The organism is Cellulomonas pakistanensis (genome assembly GCF_016862755.1).
GTDB classification, from domain to species: domain Bacteria; phylum Actinomycetota; class Actinomycetes; order Actinomycetales; family Cellulomonadaceae; genus Cellulomonas; species Cellulomonas pakistanensis.
Map to the genome: position 1 here is coordinate 15,009 of NZ_BONO01000007.1, position 19,575 is coordinate 34,583.

The 19,575-nt window shown below is 75.3% G+C and carries 15 protein-coding genes; 5 read left to right on the plus strand and 10 right to left on the minus strand.

Annotated elements, in window-relative coordinates:
* Positions 1-23 precede the first annotated feature (23 nt).
* The 6 genes from Cpa01nite_RS06115 to serS form a co-directional block, all read right to left on the minus strand.
* Entirely contained in the window at positions 24-992 is a 969-nt protein-coding gene (locus tag Cpa01nite_RS06115; RefSeq protein ID WP_203667868.1) for a carbohydrate ABC transporter permease, read from the minus strand.
* Entirely contained in the window at positions 989-1,978 is a 990-nt protein-coding gene (locus Cpa01nite_RS06120) for a carbohydrate ABC transporter permease (RefSeq protein ID WP_203667869.1), read from the minus strand. Before Cpa01nite_RS06120 ends, Cpa01nite_RS06115 begins: the two co-directional genes overlap by 4 nt.
* An 82-nt stretch (positions 1,979-2,060) precedes the next feature.
* Entirely contained in the window at positions 2,061-3,452 is a 1,392-nt protein-coding gene (locus tag Cpa01nite_RS06125; RefSeq protein ID WP_203667870.1) for an ABC transporter substrate-binding protein, read from the minus strand.
* A 73-nt stretch (positions 3,453-3,525) separates the two neighbouring features.
* Positions 3,526-4,578: a LacI family DNA-binding transcriptional regulator gene (locus Cpa01nite_RS06130; RefSeq protein WP_203667871.1), complete on the minus strand. Its 1,053-nt coding sequence runs from the start codon at positions 4,576-4,578 to the stop codon at positions 3,526-3,528.
* A 137-nt stretch (positions 4,579-4,715) separates the two neighbouring features.
* Positions 4,716-5,537, minus strand: a complete 822-nt coding sequence (locus tag Cpa01nite_RS06135) for an HAD family hydrolase (RefSeq protein WP_203667872.1) — start codon at positions 5,535-5,537, stop codon at positions 4,716-4,718.
* Positions 5,534-6,829, minus strand: coding sequence for a serine--tRNA ligase (gene serS / locus Cpa01nite_RS06140; protein WP_203667873.1), 1,296 nt, complete (start codon positions 6,827-6,829; stop codon positions 5,534-5,536). Before serS ends, Cpa01nite_RS06135 begins: the two co-directional genes overlap by 4 nt.
* Before the next feature lie 187 nt (positions 6,830-7,016).
* Here serS and Cpa01nite_RS06145 point away from each other — a divergent pair, with 187 nt between their 5' ends.
* Positions 7,017-8,189 carry a diacylglycerol/lipid kinase family protein gene (locus Cpa01nite_RS06145; protein ID WP_203667874.1) on the plus strand — a complete coding sequence of 391 codons (1,173 nt, stop codon included), beginning with the start codon at positions 7,017-7,019 and terminating at the stop codon, positions 8,187-8,189.
* Positions 8,190-8,215: 26 nt separating this feature from the next.
* Here Cpa01nite_RS06145 and pheA read toward each other — a convergent pair whose 3' ends face one another.
* A complete protein-coding gene (gene pheA, locus Cpa01nite_RS06150) occupies positions 8,216-9,178 on the minus strand; it encodes a prephenate dehydratase (protein WP_203667875.1) in 963 nt (320 codons plus the stop codon).
* A 156-nt stretch (positions 9,179-9,334) separates the two neighbouring features.
* Here pheA and Cpa01nite_RS06155 point away from each other — a divergent pair, with 156 nt between their 5' ends.
* Positions 9,335-11,803: a hypothetical protein gene (locus tag Cpa01nite_RS06155; RefSeq protein WP_203667876.1), complete on the plus strand. Its 2,469-nt coding sequence runs from the start codon at positions 9,335-9,337 to the stop codon at positions 11,801-11,803.
* Here Cpa01nite_RS06155 and Cpa01nite_RS06160 read toward each other — a convergent pair.
* Positions 11,695-14,529 carry a bifunctional diguanylate cyclase/phosphodiesterase gene (locus Cpa01nite_RS06160; RefSeq protein WP_203667877.1) on the minus strand — a complete coding sequence of 945 codons (2,835 nt, stop codon included), beginning with the start codon at positions 14,527-14,529 and terminating at the stop codon, positions 11,695-11,697. The genes Cpa01nite_RS06155 and Cpa01nite_RS06160 overlap by 109 nt on opposite strands.
* A gap of 187 nt (positions 14,530-14,716) precedes the next feature.
* Here Cpa01nite_RS06160 and Cpa01nite_RS06165 point away from each other — a divergent pair, with 187 nt between their 5' ends.
* Positions 14,717-15,025 (plus strand): type II toxin-antitoxin system VapB family antitoxin, encoded by a 309-nt coding sequence (locus Cpa01nite_RS06165; protein ID WP_147794834.1) that lies wholly within the window; start codon positions 14,717-14,719, stop codon positions 15,023-15,025.
* Entirely contained in the window at positions 15,015-15,677 is a 663-nt protein-coding gene (locus Cpa01nite_RS06170; protein WP_203667878.1) for a LytR C-terminal domain-containing protein, read from the plus strand. Before Cpa01nite_RS06165 ends, Cpa01nite_RS06170 begins: the two co-directional genes overlap by 11 nt.
* Before the next feature lie 22 nt (positions 15,678-15,699).
* On the opposite strand, the gene Cpa01nite_RS06175 is transcribed toward Cpa01nite_RS06170, so the two are convergent.
* The gene (locus Cpa01nite_RS06175; protein WP_203667879.1) at positions 15,700-17,037 is read right to left on the minus strand and encodes a uracil-xanthine permease family protein; all 1,338 of its coding nucleotides are present in this window, start codon (positions 17,035-17,037) and stop codon (positions 15,700-15,702) included.
* A gap of 277 nt (positions 17,038-17,314) precedes the next feature.
* Between Cpa01nite_RS06175 and Cpa01nite_RS06180 the strand changes: the two genes are divergently transcribed.
* Positions 17,315-18,595 carry a hypothetical protein gene (locus Cpa01nite_RS06180; RefSeq protein WP_239068571.1) on the plus strand — a complete coding sequence of 427 codons (1,281 nt, stop codon included), beginning with the start codon at positions 17,315-17,317 and terminating at the stop codon, positions 18,593-18,595.
* Here the strand turns inward: Cpa01nite_RS06180 and Cpa01nite_RS06185 are convergent.
* Positions 18,576-19,523 carry an LLM class F420-dependent oxidoreductase gene (locus tag Cpa01nite_RS06185; RefSeq protein WP_203667880.1) on the minus strand — a complete coding sequence of 316 codons (948 nt, stop codon included), beginning with the start codon at positions 19,521-19,523 and terminating at the stop codon, positions 18,576-18,578. The genes Cpa01nite_RS06180 and Cpa01nite_RS06185 overlap by 20 nt on opposite strands.
* Between the last annotated feature and the right edge of the window lie 52 nt (positions 19,524-19,575).

The following is a 19,575-nucleotide window of genomic DNA, read 5'->3' on the forward strand; positions in this document are numbered from 1 at the left end:
CACCCCGGGCGCCCCGGTGCGCGTCAGCCCTTGACGGAGCCCGCCAGCAGGCCGCGGACGAAGTACCGCTGCAGCGCGATGAACACGACCAGCGGCACGATCATCGAGATGAACGCGCCGGCGGTGAGCACGTGCCAGTCGCCGCCGCGGCTGCCGGCCATCTCGGCGACCGCCACGGTGAGCGGCCGCGAGCCGGTGTTCGCGAACGTGAGGCCGACCAGCAGGTCGTTCCACACCCAGAGGAACTGGAAGATGCCGAACGCCGCGATGGCGGGGACCAGCAGCGGCAGCAGCACCTGGAAGAAGATCTTCACGTGCCCGGCGCCGTCGACGCGGGCCGCCTCCACGAGGGACGAGGGGATGTCCTTCATGAAGTTGTGCAGCAGGAAGATCGCCAGCGGCAGGCCGAAGATCGAGTGCGACAGCCAGACCGTCCAGAACGACCCCTCGACGCCGAGGTTCACGTAGTCCCGCAGCAGCGGGACCAGCGCGACCTGCAGCGGGACCACCTGCAGCGCGAACACGGCCACGAACAGGATGTTGCGGCCCCGGAAGTCGATCCACGCGAACGCGTAGGACGCGAGGAGCGCGATGGTGATGGGGATGACCACCGCGGGGATCGTGATGACGAACGAGTTGACGAAGTACGTCGACAGGTTCGCGCCCGAGCCGTAGAGCGCCTGGTCGTAGTTGTCGAGCGTGAACTCGGACTCGCCGTTGAACAGGCCGGCGAACACGGTCCACCAGCCGGAGCGCCGGATGTCGAGCTCGGGCCGGAACGACGTGACCAGCAGGCCGACGGACGGCAGCGTCCAGAGGATCGCGATGATGATCGCCAGCGCGGACGCCCAGGGCGACGACAGCTTGCCCTTGGTGGCGATCGCCCGCTTCTCCAGGCGGCTGAGCCGGCGGCGGCCGGGGGCCTGCGGCTCCGCGACCTCCTCGACGGCCTGGGGGACGGCCCCGGTGGGAGGCAGGGGTGTGGTCGTCATCGGATCTCCTCCGACTTGCGCAGCTGCCGCACGTTGTAGATGACGATCGGGATCACCAGGACGAACAGGATCACCGCGAGCGCGGCGGACAGGCCCTGGTTGTTCTGCCGGAACGCCTGGGTGTAGAACTCGTTCGCGATCACCTGGGTGTCGAACTGCCCGCCCGTCATGGTGCGGACGATGTCGAACACCTTGAGCGTGCCGATCGCGATCGTGGTGAGGACGACGACGAGCGCCGGCCGGATCGTCGGCACCGTGATGAACCGGAACATCTTGATCCCGTGCAGGCCGTCGAGGCGCGCGGCCTCGACGATGTCGTCCGGGATGGCCTTGATCGCCGCGGACAGCACCGTCATCGCGAACCCGGTCTGGATCCAGACCATCACGACGATGAGGAACAGGGTGTTCAGCGGGGAGTTGATGAGGAACTGCTGCGGGGGCAGCCCCACCCAGACCAGCACCTGGTTGAGCAGGCCGGTCTGGTTCACGCCCGGCTGGTCCGGCTTGAACTCGTAGACGAACTTCCAGATGATCGACGCGCCGACCATCGAGATCGCCATCGGGACGAAGACCAGCGCCTTCGCCAGCTTCTCGAACCGCGTGCGGTCGACCAGGACCGCGTAGACCAGGCCGATCAGCGTGGACGCGATCGGTACGAGGATCACCCAGATCGCCGTGTTCGTGAGCACGCTCTGGAACTGGCCGCCGGTGAGCACGCGGGTGTAGTTGTCCACCCCGATGAACTCGTTCCCGCGCTTGTCGAAGAACGAGTTCCACACCGTGATGAGGGCCGGCCGCACCAGGCCCCAGGCCAGCAGCAGCAGCGCCGGCCCGGCGAACGCGGTCGCCACCACCCAGCGCGGCACCCGCTTCGGCCTGTCGACCAGGAACAGGATCGCGCCCATCACGACCACGAACAGCGCGATCGCCAGGAACATCACCGCGAACTTCTCGCCGGTGGTGCTCGCACTCGTCAACCAACCCATGTGGACCTCCTGAGCCCGGGCGACCGGTCCGCCCCCGGGTGCTCCCCGGGGGCGGACCGGCCGTCAGCCGATACGTGCGACGTCAGGACGCCGCGGGCCAGGACTGCTCGACCTGGTCGGTGACCTCCTCGGTGGACGCCCCCGTCAGCCAGTCGACGATGGCCGTCCAGAAGGTCCCCGCCCCGACCTCGCCGGGCATGAGGTCCGAGCCGTCGAACCGGACGACCGCGTCCTCGTCGGCCAGGATCTCCGCGGAGAGCTGGTCGAACTCGGTCGCGAGGTTCTCCGGGTCCAGGCCGTTGTTGGCGCTGACCCAGCCGCCCATCGGCGTGGTCGTGGCCTTGGTGTTGGCCCAGTCCGCCGACGCCAGGTACGTCTGGAACGCCTGCACCTCGGGACGGTCGTCGAACGCCGCCACGAACTCGCCGCCGACGAGCACCGGACGGGTGTCCGTGTCGGTGTTCGGCAGGTAGAACGCGTAGACGTCGCCGTCGGGCGCGACCTCGGTGCCCTCCGGCCACTGCGTGGCGTAGAAGTTCGCCGCGCGGTGCAGCCAGCAGGTGCCGTCGAGGATCGGGTAGCCCGCGTCCGTCCACGGCGTCGTGGCGATCGAGTCGACGCCGCCCAGGCCGGCGTTGACGTACTCGTCGTTCTTGACGATCTCGCCGGTCGTGTCCCACGCCTCGACGATCTGCGGGTCGTTGAACGGGATCTCGTGGTTGACCCACTGGTCGTAGACCTCGGGGCCGGCGGTGCGCAGCACCACGTCCTCGATGAAGTCGGTCAGCGGCCAGCCGGTCGCGTCACCGGACTCGACGCCGGCGCACCAGGGCATGGCGCCGTCGTCGACGATCTGGTCGGACAGCGCGAGCAGGTCGTCCCAGGTCTCGGGGACCTCGTAGCCCGCGTCCTCGAACATCGCCGGCGAGTACCAGACGTAGGACTTCACGTTGGAGCCCAGCGGGGCCGCGTAGAACGTGCCGTCGACGGTGCCGTACTCCTTCCACGCCGGGTTGAAGAACTCGTCGACGTTCGCGGCGGTGGCGTCGGGCGCCGGCTTGATGGCGTCCGGGAAGTCCTGGACGATCGTGCGCAGCAGGCCCGGCTGGGGCAGGTACGCGATGTCCGGCGCGTTGCCCGCCTGGATGCGGACCAGGAGCTGCGCCTCGAACTCGCGCGAGCCCTCGTACTCGACCGTGACGCCGGTGCACTCCTCGAACGGGTCGTAGGAGTCCTCCTGCGTCTGCTGCTCGGGCTCGACGATCGACGTGTAGATCGACACGCTCGTGCCCTCGAGGTCGCCGAACTCCTCGTAGGGAGCGCAGTCGATCTCGGTCGCGGCGCCGGTGTCGCCGCCGCTGTCCGTGCCCTCGTCCCCGGAGTCGCCCCCACCGGAACAGGCCGTGAGCGCGAGCGCCAGCCCGAGCCCGCCGGCCACCGCGGCGCTCGTGCCGCGACGACGGATCCTCATCATGCGTTGCCTCCACCTCGTCGTGGTTGCTCAGGCCGAGGCAGGACGCCTCGGTGCGTGGGCTATATGCAAGCGTTTACATGGCTGGCGCACAACCACCTGACGGGTTCCGACTTGTCACGATTTGGTCACGTGGGAGTGCAGTCGACCCGCGCTCGACCAGCGCGGTCGGGAACAGCACCTCGTCCGGGACCGGCGCGCCGGTGATCATCTCGAGCAGCATCGAGGCCGCGGTCACCCCCTGCTCCTGCGCGCTCTGCACCATCGTGGTCAGCCCGAGGTGCTCGCCCATGTCGTGCCCGTCGACCCCGACCACCGACACGTCCTCGGGCACCCGCAGCCCCCGGTCCCGCAGCGCGAGCAGGGCGCCCATCGCCATCTCGTCCGAGGCCGCGAACACCGCGGTCACGTCCGGGCGGCGGTCGAGCAGCCCGTGGGTCGACGCGCGCCCGCCCCGCACGTCGAAGTGCCCGTGCACCTCGAGCCCGTCGGTCGGCAGCCCCCGGGACGCCAGCTCGAGGCGCCAGCCCTCCGCCCGGCGCACCGCCGGGGACCACGGGAGGGTGTCGTCCGGCTGGCCCGACAGGTGCGCGATCACCCGGTGCCCGAGGTCGGCGAGGTGCGCGACCGCACGCCGGGCGGTCGCCACGTCGTCGAGGCCGACCGTGACGTGCCCGGGCGCGCCGGCGCCGACGAACACCAGCGGGTAGCCGAGCTGCTCCAGCAGCGCGACCTCCTCCGCCTCCAGCGGCAGCCCGACCACCAGCACGCCGTCCACCCGCCGCCGCAGCACGTCCGGGTCGAGGCGCAGCCGCCGGACCTCCCGGGACACCTCGAACGTGTAGAGCAGCGCGTCGAAGTCCTCGACCCGCAGGGCGCGCTCGGCCCCCTCGATCACGTTGGCGAAGAACCAGTGCGCCACCCAGGGCGTGATCAGCCCGATCGTCCGGGTGCGCCCGCTGGCCAGCGACGCGGCGGACGGCGACGGCACGTAGCCGAGCTCCTCGGCGGCGCGCCGGACGCGCTCGCGCGTGGCGGCCGTGACGTTCGGCAGGCCGCGCAGGGCGCGCGACACGGTCGCGGTGGACACCCCGGCAGCCCGGGCCACGTCGACGATGCCGTGCGCCATGGCGGGGATTGTGCTCTCCGGCGGCGGGCCGGGTCCACCCTGTCGGGCGACCGGCGGGCGTGGGAGCGCTACCGCTCTCCCGCCGGTGGCGGCACCGGGCGCGCGGCGCCGCGGCCCCGGCGGTCGCGCGGCCCGCGTCAGGCCGGGGCGTGCCCGATGCTGCGCAGCACCGCGACGGCGCCGTCGTCCTCGATCGTCCCGGTGACCTCGTCCGCCGCGAGCCGCACGAACTCCGGCGCGTGCCCCATCGCCACGCCGCGCGCCGCCCAGCGGAGCATCTCCACGTCGTTGCCGCCGTCGCCGACGGCCACCGTCGCGAACGGCTCGACGCCGAGCACCCGGCGCAGCTCCTCCAGCGCGCTGGCCTTCGAGACGCCGCCCGGCGTCAGGTCGAGCCACGCGCTCCAGCCCACCGCGTAGGACACCTGGTGCAGGCCGACCCGCTCGACGAGCTCGCGGAACTCCTCCGGCGTGCTGCCGGGGTCCCGCACGACGACGCGGGTGGCCGGCTGCGCGACGAGCTCGTCGAACGGCAGGACCTGCTGGTCGCCGGTGAGCTCGTGGTCCGGGAACGGCCGGGACACCCGGAACCCGTGCCCGAGGTCCTCGACCGCGAACAGCGCGTCCGGGAGCTCGGCCTGCAGCACGCGCAGGGCGGGCTCGGGGTCGAACGTCGTGATGCTGGTGACCTCGTAGCCGCCGGGCAGCCCCGCGTCCAGGCGGGCCGTGACCGCGCCGTTCGAGCACACGACCCAGCCGGTCGTCAGCCCGAGGTCGACGGCCACCGGGACGGCGCTGCGCACGCCGCGGCCGGTCGCCAGCACCACGTGGGCGCCGGCGTCGCGCACGCCGGTCACGGCCTCGCGCACCGCGGGGCTCAGCGCCCCGTCGTAGGTCAGGAGCGTGCCGTCGACGTCCAGGGCGACGAGCGTGCCGGCCGCGGTGCGCGGGTGGGTCATCGCGACGCGCCCCCCGCCGGCTCCAGGACCTCGAGCCCGCCCAGGTACGGCCGCAGGCCCTCCGGGACCCGCACCGACCCGTCGGCCTGCTGGTGGTTCTCCAGGATCGCGACGATCCACCGGGTCGTCGCCAGCGTGCCGTTCAGCGTCGCGACCGGCCGGACCTCGCCCTCGGCCGTGCGCTCCCGGACGCCGAGGCGGCGGGCCTGGAACGTCGTGCAGTTCGAGGTCGAGGTGAGCTCGAGGTAGCGCTGCTGGCTCGGCAGCCACGCCTCGCAGTCGAACTTGCGCGCGGCGCTGGAACCGAGGTCGCCGGCCGCGGTGTCGATGACCCGGTACGGCAGGCCCACGAGCTGGAGCATCTGCTCCTCCCAGCCGAGGATCCGGCGGTGCTCGTCCGCGGCGTCCTCGACGGTCGTGTACGAGAACGCCTCGACCTTGTGGAACTGGTGGACCCGGATGATGCCGCGGGTGTCCTTGCCGTACGACCCGGCCTCGCGGCGGTAGCAGGCCGACCAGCCGGCGTACCGCAGCGGGCCGCCCGACAGGTCGAGGATCTCGCCCGAGTGGTAGCCGGCCAGCGCGACCTCGGAGGTGCCGACCAGGTACAGGTCGTCGGCCTCCAGGCGGTAGATCTCGTCGGCGTGCGCGCCGAGGAACCCGGTGCCGGCCATGACCTCGGGCTTGACGAGCGTCGGCGTGATGACCGGCGTGAAGCCCGCCTGCAGCGCCAGGTCGACCGCCGCGTTCAGCAGCGCCAGCTCCAGCCGGGCGCCGATGCCGGTCAGGTAGTAGAACCGCGCGCCGGACACCTTCGCCCCGCGCTCGGTGTCGATCGCCCGCAGGCCCTCGCCCAGCTCCAGGTGGTCGCGGACGGCGAACTCCGCGCCGTACTCGGCGGCGAAGTCGCGCGGCGTGCCCTCGTGCCGCAGCACCACGTAGTCGTCCTCGCCGCCCGCGGGGACGCCGTCCTCGACGACGTTGCCGATCCGGCGGGCCAGCTCGGTCGCGAGCTCGTCGGCGGCGTCGGCGTCCGCCTGCAGCGCCTTGACCTGCTCCGCGAGCTGCTTGGCGTGCGCGAGCAGGGCCTGCTTCTCCTCGCCCTGCGCGGACGCGACCTTCTTGCCGAGCGCCTTCTGCTCCGCGCGGAGGCTCTCGAAGTCGGTGAGCGCGGCGCGGCGCCGGGCGTCCGCGTCGAGCACCTGGTCCACCAGCGCCGGGTCGTCGCCGCGGGCCACCTGGCTCGCGCGCACGACGTCCGGGTCCTGGCGCAGCAGCTTGAGATCGATCACGCCGCCGAGCCTACCGACCGCCACCGCGGGGGGCCGCCGCGGGCCCGCCGCGTCGGCCGCGCCGAACGGGTACCGGACACGTCGAACGGGCATCCCGTGGGTACCCGCTCGACGTGTCGAGTACCCACTCGGCGACGCGGCCGCCCGGACGTGGGCAGCACGCGGCGTTCACCCGTAGATTCCTCGCATGACCTGGGAGGGGTGGCTGGCCGTCGTCGCCGTCGTGGTGGCGGTCGCCGCCCTCGTGCTGGCGGCGACCGCGTGGCGCGCCACCGCCGCCGAGCGGCACGCCCGGCGCGCCGGGCAGATCCTCGGCACCGCGGCGAGCCACCACGTCTCGGTCACCACGCCCGCGCAGCCCGAGCCGCACCGACCGCTGGTCGCGTTCGTGGCGAACCCGTCCAAGCCGGGCGTCCCGGACCTCCGGGCGACCGTGCGCCGCGCGTGCGCCGAGCAGTACCTGCCCGAGCCGCTGTGGCTCGAGACCACGCCCGAGGACCCGGGCATCGGGCAGGCGAGAGACGCCGTGGCGCGCGGCGCGGACATCGTCGTGGCCCTCGGCGGCGACGGCACCGTGCGTGCGGTCGCCGAGGCGCTGGTCGGCACGGGCGTCCCGATGGGCCTGGTCCCGGTCGGCACGGGCAACCTGCTGGCCCGGAACCTCGACATCCCGATCGGCGACCCGCTCGCCGCGCTCCAGATCGCCCTCGACGGCACCGACCGGACCATCGACGTCGGCTGGCTCCGCGTGCTGCGGTCCGAGTCGGACGTCGACGACGACATCGCCGAGGCGGCCGACGACCTGCCCGCCGACACCGACGTGCCGCGCGACCACATCTTCCTGGTGATCGCGGGGATCGGGTTCGACGCGGCGATGGTCGCGGACACCGACGACCAGCTCAAGGCCCGGGTCGGCTGGGTCGCGTACTTCGTCTCCGGGATCAGGCACCTGCACGGCCGGCGGCTGCGCACCACGGTCCGCCTGGACGACGCCCCGGGCGCGCCGGCGCGGGTGCGCAGCCTGCTGATCGGCAACTGCGGCCGGCTGCCCGGCGGGATCACCCTGCTGCCGGACGCCGAGCTGGACGACGGCTGGCTGGACGTCGCGGCGATCGACACCCGCGGCGGCGTCGCGGGCTGGGCGCAGCTGTTCGGCGAGGTCGTGCTGCAGGGCGTCGGCGTGCGCAGCCAGCTGCCCGCGAAGATCGGCCGGATCGACCACGCCCGCGCCCGCGAGGTGCACGTGGCGGTCCCCGGCGGCGAGTGGGTGCAGGTCGACGGGGACGTGATCGGCCAGGTCACGGAGCTGTCCGCGCGGGTCGACCCCGGCGCGCTGGTCGTCCGCGTCGCCCGGGCCTGACCCGCCCGGGGCCGAGCGCCGGGCGCTCAGACCGACGCGCCCCCGCGCACGGACCGCAGCCAGTCCCGCGCGGCCAGGAAGTCCGCGTCGGCGGTGCCGATGTGCACGTCCGCCGCGCGACGGTCCGCCCGCGGGTAGGAGCCGAGGTACCGCACGTGCGGGCACACCCGGTGCAGGCCCATGAACGCCTCCCCCATCCGCTCCTCGGTGATGTGCCCCTCGGCGTCCATCGAGAACGAGTACCGGCCGAGCGAGTCGCCGATGGGCCGGGACTCGATGCGGGACAGGTTCACGCCTCGGGCCGCGAACTGCTCGAGCATGGTGAGCAGCGCGCCGGCCTCGTTCGAGGGCAGGTGCACGACGAGCGTGGTCTTGTCGGCCCCGGTGGGCGGCGGCACCGGCCCGGGACGCCCGACCACGACGAACCGCGTGACCGCCTCCGGGTTGTCCGCGACGCCCTCCGCCAGCACGCGGTCGGCGAGCCCGTAGTGCGCGGGCGCGGCAGGCGGCACCAGCGCGGCGTCGAACCCGAGCGCGTCGCCGTCCGCGCCCGCGCCGGCGTCCGCGAGCAGCGCCGCCGGGGCGGTGTTCGACGTCGCGACCACGTGCACGGCGCCCGGCACGTGCGCGCCCAGCCACCGCCGGCACTGCACCCACGCGTGCGGGTGCGCCGCCACCCGGCGCACGTCCGCGAGCGCCACGCCCGGACGGCCCACCAGGGTGAACCCGACGGGCACCAGCACCTCGCGCTGCAGCACGAGCGGGTCGCCGACGGCGAGCGCGTCGAGCGTCGCGGTGACGCCGCCCTCGATCGTGCTCTCGATCGCCACGACGGCGTGGTCCGCGACGCCCGCCCGCACCGCCTCGATCGCGCTGACCACGTCGGTCTGCGGGAGGTACTCCGCGTCGTCGGGCGACACCACCTGCCGCAGCGCCACCTCGGTGAAGGTGCCCGCCGGACCGAGGTAGGCGTAGCGGGGACGCGGCATCGGGACCTCCTGGGACGAGCGCGCGGGCGGGTCGCACGGGCGCGTGTGGCCGGGGCGTGCGCACCCTGTGCGGCGCGGGTGCACGTGCGGTGTCGTGGTGCGGGCGGCGTCCGCGGGCGACGCTGCCCGACACTAGTCCGCCCGTACGCTGGGCCGGTGCCCCTGTCCACGCCCCGGCCGCGTCCGGCCGCCCGCCGCCCTGCCCGGACCCGCCTGCTCGCCGCCGCCCTCGCGGCGCTGACGGTCGCGGTCGGCTGGGTCGCCGGGGCGCCGCGGGCCGCCGCGGCGGACGCGGGGGCCGCCGAGGCCGGCCCGGTCGTGCTCGTCGGGGTCACCGGCGTGCGGTGGGACGACCTCGGCTCGCTGACGACACCGTCGCTGTGGGAGCTGTCCCGGTCGGCCGCCGTCGGGACGACGGTGGTGCGCAGCGCGATCTCGTTCACCTGCCCGTCCATGGGCTGGCTCGCGGTGTCCGCGGGCGGTCGCGCCACCGACCTGGCGGTCGCCGACGGCACCTGCCGCACGCTCCGCGACCCGCTGGCCAACGGCGCCGTCCCCGGCTGGGCGGACTACGAGCAGGCGATGGCCGCCTCGTCCTACGACTCCCGGCTGGGCCTGCTCGGCGAGACCGTCCGGGCGGCCGGCGTCCCCGCGACGGGCGTCGGTCCCGGCGCGGCCATCGCGCTGTCGGACGCGGACGGCACCCCGGTCGGCACGCACGTGCGCCGGCCCGCGGACCCCGACGGGGTCGAGGACGCCGTGGCCGCCGCGCTCGGGACCGACCGGCTCGTCGTGGTCGACGCCGGGACCGTGCGCGACCCCGGCTACCAGACGCGCGGGCGCTCGGACGCGGACCCGGACGTGCCCACCGAGCAGGAGGAGGAGCCGCCGGTCTCGGCCCCCGACGTCGTGACGGAGCCGACCCGCGCCGAGCAGGTGCAGGAGATCGACGCCCGCATCGGCGCCGTGCTCGACGCGGTCGCCGACGCCGACCCCGACGCCACGGTGCTGCTGTTCTCGGTCGCGGACTCCAACCGCCGGGCCAACCTGCAGATCGCCGCCGCCGCGGGGCCGACGTCGGACGGCGGCACGTACGCCGGCGGCCTGATCGGCTCCTCGTCGACCCGGCAGGACGGCTTCCTGCAGACCACCGACATCGCGCCGACCGTGCTGGACGCGCTCGGCATCCGGGACCAGGCGCCGACCGGCGCGCTCGTCGGCTCGGTGATCCGGCACAGCCCGGACGACGCCACCGCCGGCGCCCGGGTCGCCTACCTGATCGACCAGAACCGGCACGCCCAGGCCGCCGCCCCGCTCGTCGGCGGGTTCTACCTCTGGTGGGTCGGGCTGAACCTGGCGCTGTACCTGATCGTCATGGTCGGCCTGAACAACCGCGTGCGGCTGTGGTGGTCGGGGGTCCTGTCCCGCGTGTGGCCGCGCCCCCCCGGCCCCGGCCACCCGCGTCGCGTGCTGCACGGCCTCCGCGTCGCGGCGGTCGCGGTGGCGGCGGTCCCGGTGTCGACGTTCCTCGCCAACCTGCTGCCCTGGTGGCGCGCCGGCAGCCCGCCGTGGGCCCTCGCGGGCGCCGTCGGCCTGTTCGTCGCGGCGATCGTCGCGGTCACGCTGCTGCCGCCGTGGCGCAGCCGGCTGCTCGGCCCGATGGGCGCCGTCGGCGGGATCACCGCGCTGGTGCTGGCCGTGGACGTCGCGACCGGCGCGCGGCTCGCGCTCGACTCGATGATGGGTCCCGGCTCGCTGGTCGCCGGCCGGTTCTACGGGTTCGGCAACCCGGCGTTCGCGCTGTTCGCCACCGCGATGCTGCTCACCGCCGTGGCGTTCGCGGACCCGCTGCTGCGCGCCGGGCGGCGCCGCGCCGCGGTCGCGGTGGTCGCGGCCGTCGGCGCGACCGCGGTCGTGATCAACGGCAGCCCGGCGATCGGCGCGGACTTCGGCGGCCCGCCGGCGCTCGTGCCGGGGTTCGCGGTGCTCGCGCTGCTCACGGCCGGCATCCGGCTGAACTGGCGGCGGATCCTGGCGGTGCTCGCCGCGGGGGCGGTCACGGTCGTCGGCATCGCGGTCGCCGACTGGCTGCGCCCGCCGGACGAGCGCACCCACCTCGGCGCGTTCATCGAGACCGTCCTCGACGGCGGCCTGTGGACCGTGCTGCTTCGCAAGGGCGAGACGAACCTGCGGATCCTGTTCGGCAGCGAGCAGACGCTGCTGGCGATCGGCGGCCTGCTGCTCGTCGTGCTGCTGGTCGGCCGCCCCGCGCGCTCCGCCGTGAGCGCGCCCGACGGCGGCCCGTACGCCTGGCTGTCCGCGGGCGCCCCGCTGCGCCAGATCGCCACCGACGCCCCCATGCTGATGAAGGGCCTCGTCGCGCTGGCGACCACGCTGGGCATCGGGTTCGCGCTGAACGACTCGGGCGTCGTGGTGCCGGCGACCGGGATCGGGCTGGCGGTGCCGCTGCTGGTGGCGGCGTGCGCGACGTGGATGCTGCTGCAGCAGCCCGCGCCTCAGCGCGGCCCGGGCAGCCTGGCCCCGACCATCCCGGGCAGCACGGGCCCGGGCACCTCGACCGGGCGCACCGCGTCGGCGAACGCCCCGGGCCTGCCGAACAGGTAGCCCTGAGCGAGGTCGCAGCCGAGCGACCGCAGCGCGCGGTACCGCTGCTCGTCCTCGACGCCCTCGGCGATCACGTCGGCGCCGAGCGAGCGGCCGAGCGCGACCACCGCCTCCACCACGCCCGCCGCCCGCGGCCCGGCGGCGCCGTGCCCGCCGAGCTCCCGCACGAACGACTGGTCGATCTTGAGCAGGGTCACCGGGTAGTCGTGCAGCCGGGACAGCGACGAGTACCCGGTGCCGAAGTCGTCGATCGCGACGCCGACGCCGAGCTCGCGCAGCGCCCGCAGCATCGGCACCGCGCGGGCGTCGTCGGCGAGCGCGCTCTCGGTGACCTCGATGCCGAGCCAGCTCGCGGGCGCGTCGTAGGCGGCCAGCAGGTCGACCACGAGCGTCACCAGGTCCGCGCGGTCCTTGCTCGCCGCGAACTGCCGGGGCGAGACGTTCACCCAGGCCCGCAGGCCGGCGCCGGTCACCCGGTTGTGCGCGGTCACCTCGCCGAGCGCGCGGTCCAGCGCCCAGGCGCCGAGCTCGCCGATCAGGCCCGTCTCCTCGGCGACCGGGATGAACTCCGCCGGGGACACCGGCCCGCGGGTGCGGCTGGTCCAGCGCATCAGCGCCTCGACGCCCTCGACGCGGCCGGTGACCAGGTCGACCTCCCCCTGGTAGACCAGGGACAGCTCGCCCTCCTCCGTGGCGCGGCGCAGGTCGGCGGCCATGGTGAGCCGCTGCCGGGCGCGGTCGGCCCCGTGCTCCTCGTACCACTGGTGGCAGCCGCCGCCCGCGGCCTTCGCGCCGTACATCGCGACGTCGGCGCAGCGCAGCAGCTCGTCCCAGGCCATCCCGCCGGGCTCGGCGTGCACGACGCCCACGGAGCAGCCGACCGCGAACTCCTCGTCCCGCACCGCGAACGGCTCGTCGAACGCGGCGACGAGGCGCAGGGCGACGGCCTCCGCCACGGCCGGCGACACGTCGGGCAGGAGGACGACGAACTCGTCCCCGCCGAGCCGCGCGGCCACCGCCCGGTCGGGCAGGTCCGCGGCCACGCGGGCGGCGGCGCGCTGCAGGAGCTGGTCGCCGACGACGTGCCCGTACGAGTCGTTGACCAGCTTGAACCGGTCGAGGTCGAGCAGCAGCAGCGCGGTGCCGCACCGGGAGGTCGCGAGCGCGGCGACCGCCCGCTCCCGCGCGACGTCGCGGTTCGCCAGCCCGGTCAGCGGGTCGTGGGTCGCGGCGTGCGTGAGCCGGTCCTGCGCCTCCCGGAACCGGGTGACGTCGCGCGCGACCACCAGCACCGAGTCGACGGCGCCGTCCGGGCCGCGCTCGGGCACCGCTCGCACCTCGTACCAGTGCCCCTCCACGTGCGCGGACATGCTGATCTGCTGCCGCGGGTCGGACTCGGGGTCGACGCCCGGGTCCGCCCCGACGGCGACCATGTGGTGCGCGAGCGCGCGCACGGAGTCCATCACCGGCGACCGGCCCGCCAGGTCCCCGACCGGCGACCCGAGGTCGGCGTCGGTGACCCGGGCTGCGCGGCGCATCGCGGCGTTGACGAACCGCAGGCGCGCGTCGCCGTCCACCCGCGCGAGGGCGTCGGGCGTGTTGCGGGTGATCGACTCCAGGTCGCGGGTGCGCGCCGCGAGCGCGCGGGTCCGGTCGGCGGCGACCTCGACAGCCCGGCGCTCCGCCGCGGCACGGGACGCCACGAGCCCGACCACCAGCGCGGTCAGCACGGCGCCGCCGGCCAGCGGGAACCACGCGATGCCGGGGCCCGCGGGGCGGTCCGCCGCCAGGGTCCAGGTGCGCCCGGGGACGGGCACCTCGACGGCGAGGTCGCCGGTCGCAGGCGCCGCCGCGGCGTCGCGCGACGCCGCCCCGCCCGCCGCCGCGTCGGGGACCAGCACGCCCAGCGCGGCGCCGCCGTCGTGCACCACCGCCGCGGGCCCGGTGCCGGTGGTCACCGCGTCGAGCAGCGGGCCGACGGGGAAGGTGGTGACGGTCCACCCGACGAGCCGCCGGCGGCGCTCGCCGTCGTCCTCGGGCGGCGGCACGCCGTCGTAGACCGGGACCGCGAGCGCGGCCTCGGCCGGGACGCCGGCGACCGGCTCGGCCGCACGGACGAGCTTGCCGGCGTCGGAGCCGTCGACGTCCCGGAGGGGCCGGACGGGGTACGCGGCGCTCAGCACCGGCCGGCCGGAGTCGCGCGCCACCGTGAGCGCCTCGGCGAGCGCGGCCGCGCCGTCCGCCTCGTCCTGCCCGGCGGCGAGCCCGTCCAGCAGGGACGGCGACCCGAGCCGGACCACCCGGGCGACCTGCACGCGGCCCGGCGCGGCGCCCGCGGGGCCCGGCGCGACCTCGACGTCGCCGGCGCGGTCCGCGGGGCTGGCGGGCGCGGGCAGCCAGCCGACCTCCGCGGTCGCCCCGGCGCCCGCGCCGAGCACGGGCAGGTGCGACTCCCACGCCGCCCCGGCGTCCGGCCACGAGGCGTCCGCGGCCGGCGTGAGCAGCGAGGCGGCGGCGACCGCCACCCGGGTCTGCGCGCCGACCTCCGCGACCAGCGCCTCGGCCGCCACGGCGAGCTCGGCCCGGGCCGCCTGCTCCGCCCGTTCGCGCTGCTGCCGGGCGTCCACCGCGGAGGCGACCAGGGACAGCGCCAGGCCGAGCGGGACCAGGACCGCGAGCACGAGGCGCACCCGCACCCGGGCGCGACGGTGCGCGTCGACCGCCATCCGCACCTCCTCCCGGAGTCGCCCGCGGGGTCCGGAGATGCGACCCGGGACCCGCCGTACCCCTCCCATCGGCCGCTCCGTCCGCCGAGGCGACCTGCGGGCGGAGATTCACCCGGGTGCACGCCACCGGCCACGCGTCCGCGAGCCGCGCCCCCGAGGGCGGCCGCTCTCACCTACACTCGCGTCCGTGATCTTCAAGTCGGTGGGCGAGGGCAGGCCCTACCCCGACCACGGCCTCGTCACGCCCAAGCAGTGGGCGGACGTCCCGCCGCGGCAGGTGCGCCTCGACGAGCTGGTCACGACCAAGCGCACGCTGAACCTCGACAACCTCCTGTCGGAGGACTCGACGTTCTACGGCGACCTGTTCGCGCACGTCGTGCAGTGGCGCGGCGTCCTCTACCTGGAGGACGGCCTGCACCGCGCCGTGCGCGCCGCCCTGCAGCAGCGGCCCGTGCTGCACGCGCGCGTCCTCGTGATCGAGTCCGATGAGCGCTGACCGCACGCCCGACGCCGCCCGCAAGCGACGCCGGAGGCACACCCGCGAGCGCCAGGCCGTCGTCTTCGGCGTGCTGCTCGGCGGCCTGGCCGTCGCCGCGACCGGTGCCGCCGCCGTCTACTCCGGCGGCTGGTCGCCGCCCTTCCTGTCCCGCGACTTCTCGTCGCCCGAGCCGACCGGGCTCGCGGCGGAGGACTCGCCGTGCCCGCCCGAGGGCGCGACCCCGGTCCCGTACGGGCAGGTGACGGTCAACGTGCTCAACGGCACCAACCGCATCGGGCTCGCCGGGGACACCGCGTCGGCGCTGACCTCCCGCGGCTTCGTCGTGGGCCAGCAGCTCAACGCGGGCCAGATGGGCTACACCACCTACACCGGCACCGCGCTGATCCAGTTCGGCACCCAGGGCGTCGCCCAGGCGTACACGGTGGCGGCGCAGTTCGACACCCCGCAGCTCGTGCTGGACACCCGCGCGGACGCGACCGTGGACGTCGTCGTCGGGTCGACCTACAACGCGCTGGTGGCCGCCGCGGACGTCACGCTCCAGGCCGACCAGCCGTTCCCGGTCCCGGAGGGCTGCATCGCGCTGGACCAGGTCAGCCCGGTCCCGCAGCCGACCGCGCCGCCGGCGACCGAGGCCCCGGCCGAGGGCTGAGCCCCCGGCCGGCGCCCGGGCGTCAGCGCTCCAGCTCGGTGCCCCCGGGCACGGAGGCGGGCGACGCCGGCTCCTGGCTGGTGCCGCGCCACCGGGCCACGCCGCGCATGACGTGGTAGACGCCGATCGCGGCGGCGGTGCCCAGCGCGATGCCCTCGAACGTGAGGTCGCCCGCGGTCCAGGTGTAGTTGGCGATGCCGACCACCAGGGCGACCGCCGCCGTGGTCAGGTTGACCGGGTCCGAGAAGTCGACCCGGTTCTGCACCCAGATCCGGGCGCCGAGCACGCCGATCATCCCGTAGAGCACGGTGGTGGCCCCGCCGAGCACCCCCGCCGGGATCGTGTTGATCAGCTCGCCGAACTTCGGCGACAGGCTGAGCACCAGCGCGGTCGCCGCGGCCACCCAGTACGCGGCGGTCGAGTACACCTTGGTCGCCGCCATCACGCCGATGTTCTCGGCGTAGGTGGTGGTGCCGGAGCCGCCGCCCAGGCCGGCGAAGGTCGTGGCGAGGCCGTCGGCCAGCAGCGCGCGGCCGGTCAGCGGGTCGAGGTCCTTCCCGGTCATCGCGGCCACCGACTTCACGTGGCCGACGTTCTCGGCGATCAGGACGAACACCACGGGCAGGAACAGGCCGAGCAGCCGGGGCTCGAACGTCGGGGCCACGAACTGCGGCAGGCCGAACCACGCGGCCTCGCCCACCGCGGTGAAGTCGACCTCGCCGCGCACGGTCGCGACGACGTAGCCGACGACGACGCCGACCAGGATCGACAACCGGCCGAGGATGCCGCGGAACAGCACCGCCGCCAGCACGATCGCCGCGAGCGTCGCGATCGCGGTCACGGGCGCCGCGCGGAACCCGCTGCACGCGCCCGTCTCGTCGCAGGTGCCCCACGCGGTCGGCGCGAGGTTGAAGCCGATCAGGGCGACCACGGTGCCGGTCACCACCGGCGGCATGACGACGTCGATCCACCGCGACCCGGCCAGGTGCACCACCAGGCCGACCGCCGCGAGCAGCAGGCCGGTGGCGAGGATGCCGCCGACCGCCGCCGACTGCCCGCCCGAGGCGGTGGCGGCGACGATCGGGCCGATGAACGCGAAGCTCGACCCGAGGTAGGACGGCAGCCGGTTGCCCGTCACCAGCAGGAACACCACGGTGCCGATCGCGGAGAACAGCAGCGTGGTCGCCGGGGAGAAGCCCGTGAGCAGCGGGACCAGGAACGTCGCGCCGAACATCGCGACGACGTGCTGCATGCCGATCCCGATGGTCCGGGGCCAGGACAGCCGCTCGTCCGGGGCGACGACCGCTCCCGGCTCGACCCGCCTGCCGTCGCCGTGCACCCGCCACCCGATCGCGCTCACGCGGTCCTCCTCCTGTGCCGGCGCCCCGGTCGGTCCGCGCGCCGCAGGGCAGGCTAGCGGGTGACGCGTCACCCGTCCGGGCGCGCTCGTGGGCCGTGGCCGGCGCCGAGTGACCAGGACCCGCCCGGTCCGGGCGGATCCGTCCCCCAGGTTCTGGACGCTCGACGCACGGCGCCCCCCGCGTAGGGTGTGGCGCGCCCGTGACCGTCCGCCGTGGAGGTGCCCCATCGACCGGCTGCTGCGCTCGCGCGCCGCGCTGTGGACCGCGTTCCTCGCGGTGCACGGGTGGATCGCGTACGTCGGGACGGTGCTGATCCCGGCCGAGGCGTTCTGGGACCTCGACCTGTACCGCTGGTGGATGTGGCAGGGGCTGCACCAGGGCGTGTGGCCGGTGCTCGACGGCGACTGGGTCTACCCCGCCGGCGCCGTCGTCCCGATGCTGCTGCCGGCGCTGGTCGACGCGGTGGGCACGCAGCCCTACGCGCTGGCGTGGTCGGTGCTCATCACGCTGCTCGACGCCGCGGCCGTGGTCGTGCTCCTGCGGTTCGCGGGCCGGCCCGCGCGCGACTGCGTCGTCCGCGGCGAGGTGGTGCCGCCGGCGCGCGACCCCGCCGTCGGCGCGTGGTGGTGGCTGGCGTTCGTGCTGCTGCTCGGCCCGGTCGCGGTCGGCCGGCTCGACGCCGTGGTCGCGCCCGTCGTCGTGGTCGCGCTCGCGGTGGCCCTGCGGCACCCGGCCGCCGCGTCGGCGCTGCTGACGTCCGGGGCGTGGGTCAAGGTCGCGCCCGGCGCCCTGCTGCTGCCGCTGGTGCTCGTGCTCCGCCGGCCCTCGCGGGACCTCGTGCTGCCCGCGGCCGCGGTCTGCGTGGTCGTCGCGGGCGTCGTCGCCGCGAGCGGCGGGCTGGCCCACCTGACGAGCTTCCTGACCGAGCAGGGCGAGCGGGGGCTGCAGGTCGAGTCGGTCGCCGCGACGCCGTTCGTCCTCGCCGGCCTCCTGGGCGGGATCGGCGGCGAGCCGGTCCGCGTGGTGCTCAACCAGGAGATCACGACCTGGGAGATCGCCGGCCCGGGCACCACCGCGGTGGCCGGCGCGCTCGGGCTGGCCCTGCCGGTCGCCCTCGCCGCGGTCACGGGGCTGCTCGCGTGGGTGCGGCTGCGGGCGGGGGACCGCCTGGACACCGCGGGCTTCCTCGCGCGCGGGGCGCTGCTCGTCGCGGTGACGCTGATCCTGGCGAACAAGGTCGGCTCGCCGCAGTTCGTCGGCTGGCTCGCCGGGCCGGTCGCGGTCGGCCTGGCCCGGCCCGGCGCGGGCGGCGCGCGGTCCTGGCGCGCGCCGGCGGCGCTCGTGCTGGTGATCGCCGTGCTCACCCAGATCGTGTTCCCGCTCGCCTACGACGGGGTCACGCTGCAGCACGCCGGGCCGTCCCTGGTCCTGGTGCTGCGCAACGTGCTGCTGGTCGCCCTCGTCGTGCTGGTGGCCCGCGACCTGGTCCGCGCGGGTCGCGCGGGGTCGCGGGCCACCGGCCCGGGCGAGCGTCGGCTCAGCGCACCTGCGGCATGACCTCGGACGCGACCAGCTCGAGGTGGTCCAGGTCCTGCAGGTCGAGCACCTGCAGGTAGACCCGCGTGATGCCCTGCTCGGCGAGCGTGCCGAGCCGGTCGACCATCGCGGTCGGCGTGCCCGCGATGCCGACGGCGCGGACCTCCTCCGGGTCGCGCCCGATCGCGGCGGACCGGCGGTCCACCTCGGCGTCGTCCTTGCCGCCCGCCAGGACGAGCGCGGCCGACATCGTCAGCGTCTGCGGGTCGCGGCCGATCGCGCGGCACGCCTCGCGGACGGTCTCCAGCTTCTCGCCCACGACGTCCAGCGGCGGGAACGTCAGGTTGAACTCGGACGCGAACCGCGCGGCGAGCGCCGGCGTCTTCCGCGGGCCGAGGCCGCCGACGATCAGCGGCACGCCCGCGCGGGACGGGTCGAGCGGCGAGGCCTGCACCGGCTTGGGCAGCGCCGGGCTGTTCGTCAGCGTGTAGTGCTCGCCGGCGTAGTCGAACCGCTCGCCCACCGGGGTGCCCCACAGGCCGGTGACGACCTCGAGCTGCTCGGTGAACAGGCCGAACCGCTTGTCCGGGAACGGGATGCCGTAGGCGGCGTGCTCCTCGGCGTACCAGCCGGTGCCCAGGCCGAGCTCGACGCGGCCGCCCGACATCTGGTCGACCTGCGCGACCTGGATGGCGAGCACGCCCGGGTGCCGGAAGGTGGCCGACGACACCAGGGTGCCGAGCCGGATGCGGCTGGTCTCGCGGGCCAGGCCGGCGAGCGTCGTCCAGGCGTCGGTCGGGCCGGGCAGGCCGTCGCCGGAGCCCATCGACAGGTAGTGGTCGGAGCGGAAGAAGGCGTCGAAGCCCAGGTCCTCGGTGGCGCGCGCGACGGCGAGGAGGTCGTCGTAGGTGGCGCCCTGCTGCGGTTCGGTGAAGATCCTCAGGTCCATGCGCGCAGCCTTTCACGGCGCGCGGGGTGGGTCGCGCCGCCGGCCACCGGTA